This window comes from Kitasatospora sp. NPDC051853 (assembly GCF_044452665.1).
GTDB lineage: Bacteria > Actinomycetota > Actinomycetes > Streptomycetales > Streptomycetaceae > Kitasatospora.
Window position 1 is genome coordinate 137031 of the sequence record NZ_JBITBY010000012.1, and the last position, 6663, is coordinate 143693.

The window sequence follows — 6663 nt, forward strand, 5'->3', positions numbered from 1 at the left end:
TCCGCACCGGATCCGAACCGAAGCGGGCTGTCAAGCACCGATTCCGAACGCGATCGCACACGCGTGGCCGAAATCCGCATTCCAACGGCGTGTGACATGTGCCATGGTATTCACCATTCCCCACCGCGTTCACGCCGGAGGCCGACGGGTCACCGCTGCTCGCCGGTCCGCTACCCCACACCGGCCGCACCCCACTGCGCGGCCGATGAGCACACCGGAGCACCCCCACGTGAGTACCTCACGTCCTTGGCGACTCCCGCAGTCGGCAAGACTCCTGACGACCACCCTGATCCTGCTGCTGGCCGTCGGCCTGTCCGCCCCCAACGGGCAGGCCGCGACCCCGACCCCGACCGGCCCCGCCGTCGTCGCACCGGACGGCCGGGCCGAGACCCCCATGCCCGGCCCGGCAACCGCCGCCCCGCCCACCGTGCAGGGCGAGGCGGCCCGGGACGAACACCTGGCGCCGGACAGCCTGGCGCCGGTCCAACTCACCCCGCCGCGACCGGAGCCGGCGACGGCGAAGGGCCTCGGCGCCGCAGCGGCGGACACGGAGGCCGCCGCCTGCAACGTCTCCGACTTCACCGGCCGGACCGGGGCCGCCCTGGTCCAACAGGTCAAGGCGGTGGACTTCTGGTGCATCAACGGCCTGTTCGTGCTCCCGCCGGCCGAGGGAAGGCTGGCCTTCGCCGAGGCGCAGATGACCGCGGTGGCCAACGCCGCGGCCGAGGCCGCCACCGCCTACCGGGGCGACAACGGCGGGCGCATCGTCCAGCTGATGTACTACCTCCAGGCCGGCTACTTCTGGCAGTCCAACAACACCGCCGTGCAGGGCCCCTACAGCCCCGCCCTGCGGACCGCCGTCCGGGCCGCGGTGGACGCCTTCTTCGCCAACCCCCGCTCGGGGGACGTCACTTCGGCCAACGCCGAGCCGCTCACCCGCGCCGCCGTCCTGCTGGACTGCCTGCGGGAGAGCACCCGCTACCTGCCGATCGTCAAGCGGCTGCTGAACGCCTACGACAGCGCCACCTGGGACCGGCAGGGCCTGGCCTGGGCCGTGAACCCGGTCTTCACCCTGCTGTTCACCGGCCACGCGCAGCCCGGTTTCGTGGACGCCGTCCGCGCCGACCGGGGCGTGCTGGACGCCCTGTACGGCTTCACCCTGCGCAACCAGGCGCTGCTCAGCGGCCCCGACCGCCGGGTGTTCTGGCACTCCGTCAACGAGCTGGGCCGCTTCGTCGCCTATCCCGACTTCCGGCCCCGGCTCCAGCCGATGCTGCGCACCCTGCTGGACCGCTCCTCGGTCACCGGCGACACCCGCTACCAGCGGGCCGCCGTGGTCGCCTCGATCCGCTACTCCGACCCCGAGAACTGCGGCTACTACGGCACCTGCGAGGAGCCGGAGCGGCTCAAGGCGGCCAACCTGACCGTCTCCCACTCCTGCAGCCCGAGCATCGCCATCCGGGCCCAGGCTGCCACCACCGCCCAACTGGCCGGTGCCTGCACCAGCCTGACGGGCCAGGACGCCTTCTTCCACGCCATCGCACGGGACAAGGGCCCGGTGGCGAACGACCTCAACTCCCGGATGGAGGTCGTCATCTTCGACACCTCCTGGGAGTACACCGCCCTGGCGGCGGCGATCTACGGGATCAGGACCGACAACGGCGGGATGTACCTGGAGGGCGACCCGGCCAGGCCCGGCAACGAGGCGCGGTTCGTGGCCTACGAGGCCGACTGGCGCCCGCAGTGGGAGGTGTGGAACCTCAACCACGAGTACACCCACTACCTCGACGCCCGGTTCACCATGCACGGCACCTTCGAGGAGGGCAGCGTCACCCCGACGGTCTGGTGGACCGAGGGCTTCGCCGAGTACCTCGCCACCTCCTACACCAAGCAGGTCAACCAGGCCGCCATCACCCTGGCGGCGGGTCGGCACGACTACCGGCTGAGCGAGCTGTTCGACACCACCTACGCCAACACCACCCAGGACCGCACCTACCGGTGGGGCTACCTGGCGGTCCGTTACATGCTGGAGCAGCGCCGGGCCGACACGGACGCGGTGCTGGCGAAGTACCGCACCGGTGACTGGGAGGGTGCCCGCACCCTGCTGAAGTCCACCATCGGCACCCGCTACGACGCGGACTTCGACCAGTGGCTGTACCGCTGCGCGGCCGGGGCCTGCGCCGTGCTGCCGACCGGCCCGGTGCTGGCGGAGTGCGGCGGCGACCGGCGGCAGCTGGGCGCGAACTGCGCCCGGACCGATGTCTGGGCCACCACCGGGAACTACGCGCACTTCTACGTCCTGGTCCCGGCCGGGACCAGGCAGCTGCGGGTGACCACCAGCGGCGGCACCGGCAACGGCGACCTGCGCTACAACCCGTACGGCTGGGCCTACGACAACGCCTACGTCACGGCCTCGGCCGGGCCGGACAACGCGGAGACCCTGACCGTCACCGACCCGCCGGCCGGCTACGTGTTCTTCAGCCTGCAGGCCCGGCAGGGCTTCTCGGGGGTGACCGTCTCGGCCGACTTCTGAGCCCTTCGCGGGTGATCCACCTCCCCGGTGCCCCGGTGGTCCGCTTCGGCGGTCCGCCGGGGCACCGGCCGTTCCGCAAGGGCGGAACGGCCGTGGCGGGGTGACGGGCGGTCAGGGTGGTGACGGATGCCCCGAAAAGACAGTAAGGTAAACCTTACCTAAGTCTTTTCGAAGGGGTGTCCGTTGGCCAGCCGCATCGTGGTGGTGAAGTTCGGCGGGAACGCCATGGTGGACGAGGAGCTGAAGTCCGCCTTCGCCCGGGACGTGGTCGCCCTGCACCGGGCCGGGGTGCACCCGGTGGTGGTGCACGGGGGTGGTCCGCAGATCAGCTCCCAGCTCGACCGGCTGGGGCTGGAGTCGAGCTTCACGGCGGGGCTGCGGGTGACCACGCCGGAGACCATGGACGTGGTCCGGATGGTGCTGGCCGGCCGGGTCCAGCGCGAGCTGGTCGGGCTGCTCAACCGGCACGGGCCGCTGGCGGTGGGGCTGACGGGCGAGGACGCCCGCACCATGACGGCCGTGAAGCGGTACGCGGTGGTGGACGGCGAGCCGGTGGACATCGGCCTGGTGGGCGACGTGGTGAGCGTCGAGGCGGGTGCGGTGCGGGCGCTGATCGCGGACGGCCGGATCCCGGTGATCTCCTCGATCGCGCGCGGGGCCGACGGTCACGTCTACAACGTCAACGCCGACACCGCCGCCTCCGCGATGGCGGTGGCGCTGGGCGCCGAGGTGCTGGTGGTGCTCACGGACGTGCCGGGGCTGTACGCGAACTGGCCGGAATCCCCGGAAGTCATAGGGGAGTTGACCGCCGGCCAGCTGGAGGGGCTGCTGCCCTCGCTGGCCGGGGGGATGCTGCCCAAGATGGAGGCCTGCCTGCGGGCGGTGCGCTCCGGGGTGGGCGCGGCCCAGGTGCTGGACGGGCGGGTGCGGCACAGCCTGCTGGCGGCGCTGGGCGGCTCCGGCACGGGCACCACCGTGCTGCCCTAGTTGGTGCACGTACCGAATTTGACTCTCGATCAGTCATGCGAGAGGTTGATTAGGTAAGCCTTACCTAATCATTTCTGACCTTGATTCCAACGGAAGGACCACGATGTCGCGTCTGCGCGAGACCAGCCCCGGGCGGGACGCCGGTGCCGAGGACCTGATCGGCATAGGCTTCGGCCCCGCGAACCTGGCGCTGGCCATCGCCGTCGACGCGCACAACGAGCGGAACCCGCAGGAGGCGCTCTCCGCCCGCTTCGTGGAGCGGCAGGAGCGCTTCGGCTGGCACCGGGGCATGCTGCTGGAGGGCGCCACCATGCAGGTCGCCTTCCTCAAGGACCTGGTGACCATGCGCGACCCGCGCAGCCGCTTCACCTTCCTGTCCTACCTCCAGGAGCGCGGCCGGCTGGCCGACTTCATCAACCAGAAGTCCTTCTACCCCACCCGCCTGGAGTTCCACGACTACCTGGAGTGGTGCGCCGCCGAGTTCACCGACGCGGTGGACTACGGCCGCCGCGCGGTGGAGGTCCGGCCGGTGGCCGAGGCGGGCCGGGTGGTGGCGGTGGAGGTCGTGACGGAGGCCGCGGCGGGAGGGGCCGAGCGGCGGACCCACCGGGCCCGCAACCTGTCGGTCGGCACCGGGCTCACCCCGTGCCTGCCGGAGGGCGTCACGGCCGGGGAGCGGGTCTGGCACACGCGTGACCTGCTGTACCGCGCACCGGAGTTGACGGAGCTGAGGCACCGGCGGTTCACCGTGGTCGGTGCGGGGCAGTCGGCCGCCGAGGCGGTCGAGTACCTGCACCGCACCTTCCCCGAGGCCGAGGTCTGCGCGGTCTTCTCCCGGTACGGCTACAGCCCGGCCGACGACAGCCCCTTCGCCAACCGGATCTTCGACCCGGAGGCGGTGGACCACTACTACGGCGCCCCCGAACCGGTGAAGCAGCGGCTGCTCGACCTGCACGCGAACACCAACTACTCGGTGGTCGACGGCGACCTGATCGAGCAGCTGTACCGGACGGTGTACCAGGAGAAGGTGGCCGGGCGGGAGCGGCTGCGGATGCTCAACACCACCCGGCTGGCCGGCGTCGAGCAGATCGCGGACGGGGCCCGGGCGGCGGTGCGCAACCTCGCCACCGGCGAGGAGTACGGGCTCGACTCCGACGCCGTGGTGCTCGCCACCGGGTACGCCCACGTCGACCCGCGCGAGCTGCTCGGCCCGCTCGCGGCGGACTGCCTGGTGGACGGGGGCGGGCGCCTGCGGGTGGACCGCGACCACCGGGTGCTCACCGCCGACGAGGTGGAGGTCGGCATCTACCTCCAGGGTGGCACCGAGCACACCCACGGGATCACGTCCTCGCTGCTCTCCACCCTCGCGGTGCGCTCCGGCGAGATCAGCGACTCGCTGCTGCTGCGGCGGCGCCTTTGCGCGATGGCCAACTAGGCAGTGCCCAGGGGCGCGAGGAACTGCGCGCAGCGGAAGGGAGTGGCCCGACTGTCGGGTACGGGCCTGCACTTGCAAGTGGTTCTCCGTACCCGGCACACGGGCCGCCCCCTTCCGACTCGCGCAGTTCCCCGCGCCCCCGGGGTGACCACCACCAGCCTCCGGCCCTGCGGGGTGACCACCACCAGCCTCCGGCCCTGCGGGGTGACCGCCGCCAACCTCCGGCGCCCCCGGGGTGACCACCACCAGCCTCCGGCCCCGCGGGGTGACCGCCGCCAACCTCCGGTGCCTCCGGGGTGACCACCAGCAACCTTCGGTGCCCCTGCGGGGTGACCGCCGCTTACGAACGGATGACGTGATGCCCGGACTCGATCTGGAGAGCCTGCGGGCCGATCTCGCCGAGGTGCTCGGCGAGGAGCCGGAGGACATCGGGGACGAGGACGACCTGCGGGACCTCGGGTTGGACTCGATCCGGCTGATGAGCCTGGTGGAGACCTGGCGGGCCCGCGGGGCCGCCCTCGGGTTCGCCGACCTGGTCGAACTGGCCCCCACCCCCACCCTGGCCGGCTGGGCCGCCGCCCTCGCGGCCTGACCTGCCGTCAGCACCCCCCTTCTCTAGGAGAACCATGAACACCCGTGTCCTGACCAGCCGCAGAATCGCCGCCGCCGCCACGGCCGCCGCGGTGCTCTCGCTGGCCGCCTGCGGCTCCGACGCCGCCGAGGACGCGAGCACGTCCGGCGACGCCAAGGCGTCCGCCGCTGCTCCCAAGACCGTCCAGGCCACCAACGGCGCCATCACCGTCCCGGCGAAGGTCGAGCGGGTCGTCACCGTCTCGTACGCCACCGGCGCGCTGCTCGACCTCGGCGTCCAGCCGGTCGGCACGTCCACCCTGGACGAGAACAACCCGGTCGAGCTGCTGCCCTCGCAGAAGGAGGCGGCGGCGAAGATCGAGCCGATCGGCTCCGGCATCGAGCTCAACATCGAGAAGATCGCCTCGCTCCGCCCGGACCTGATCGTGGTCGAGGGCGCCAGCGCCTTCGACTGGGGCATCAAGAAGCTGGAGGGCCTCGGCGCCCCGGTGCTGTACTTCGCGGTGGACAAGCCGGTCGACCTGCTGAACGCGCAGGAGAAGATCGCCACCGCGGTGGGCAAGGAGGCCGAGTTCAAGAAGCTGAAGTCGGACTACGAGGCCAAGGCCGCCAAGATCAGGACCGACCACGCCGCCAAGCTCAACTCGGTGAAGTGGACCATCGCCTCCTCCTACGGCGGCGGTGAGTTCCTGGTCGACACCAGGAGCAGCTGGGTCGGGCGGGTGCTGGCCGACGCCGGCGCCCAGTTCTCCACCGCCTCGGCCGACGACAAGGAGCACGAGGTCACCTACTCGACCGAGAAGCTCGACGTGCTCGGCGACGCGGACGTGATCCTGGTGCCCAAGACGGTGGCCACCGGCCAGGTGCCGCAGGACACCAAGGACTTGGAGAAGCAGCCCTCCTGGCAGAACCTCAAGGCCGTCAAGGCCGGGAAGGTCGTGCCGGTCGGCTACGCCACCACCGACCGCTACGGCACCTCGATCGACGTGCTGAATCAGATCGAGACGATCCTCAAGGGGCTCTAGCCCCGGTGAGACCCCGGGCGGCCGCCGAGCAGTGGCGGCCGCCCGGCCCCCGCGCGCGCCCGCACCACGGCCGGGCCGCGCCCCGCAACTCC

Annotated in this window: 5 protein-coding genes; all 5 read left to right on the top strand. The window is 71.7% G+C overall.

From position 1 onward, the window contains the following. Positions 1 to 229: 229 nt before the first annotated feature. Positions 230 to 2533: a collagenase gene (locus tag ACIA8O_RS31015; RefSeq protein ID WP_396297306.1), complete on the top strand. Its 2304-nt coding sequence runs from the start codon at positions 230 to 232 to the stop codon at positions 2531 to 2533. Positions 2534 to 2716: 183 nt separating this feature from the next. Further along, positions 2717 to 3520, top strand: a complete 804-nt coding sequence (gene argB / locus ACIA8O_RS31020) for an acetylglutamate kinase (protein WP_396297307.1) — start codon at positions 2717 to 2719, stop codon at positions 3518 to 3520. Positions 3521 to 3632: 112 nt separating this feature from the next. Beyond that, the gene (locus ACIA8O_RS31025) at positions 3633 to 4955 is read left to right on the top strand and encodes a lysine N(6)-hydroxylase/L-ornithine N(5)-oxygenase family protein (RefSeq protein WP_396297436.1); all 1323 of its coding nucleotides are present in this window, start codon (positions 3633 to 3635) and stop codon (positions 4953 to 4955) included. Positions 4956 to 5313: 358 nt separating this feature from the next. After that, positions 5314 to 5547: a phosphopantetheine-binding protein gene (locus ACIA8O_RS31030; RefSeq protein WP_396297308.1), complete on the top strand. Its 234-nt coding sequence runs from the start codon at positions 5314 to 5316 to the stop codon at positions 5545 to 5547. A 34-nt stretch (positions 5548 to 5581) separates the two neighbouring features. Continuing rightward, positions 5582 to 6571: an ABC transporter substrate-binding protein gene (locus ACIA8O_RS31035; protein WP_396297309.1), complete on the top strand. Its 990-nt coding sequence runs from the start codon at positions 5582 to 5584 to the stop codon at positions 6569 to 6571. Positions 6572 to 6663 lie beyond the last annotated feature (92 nt).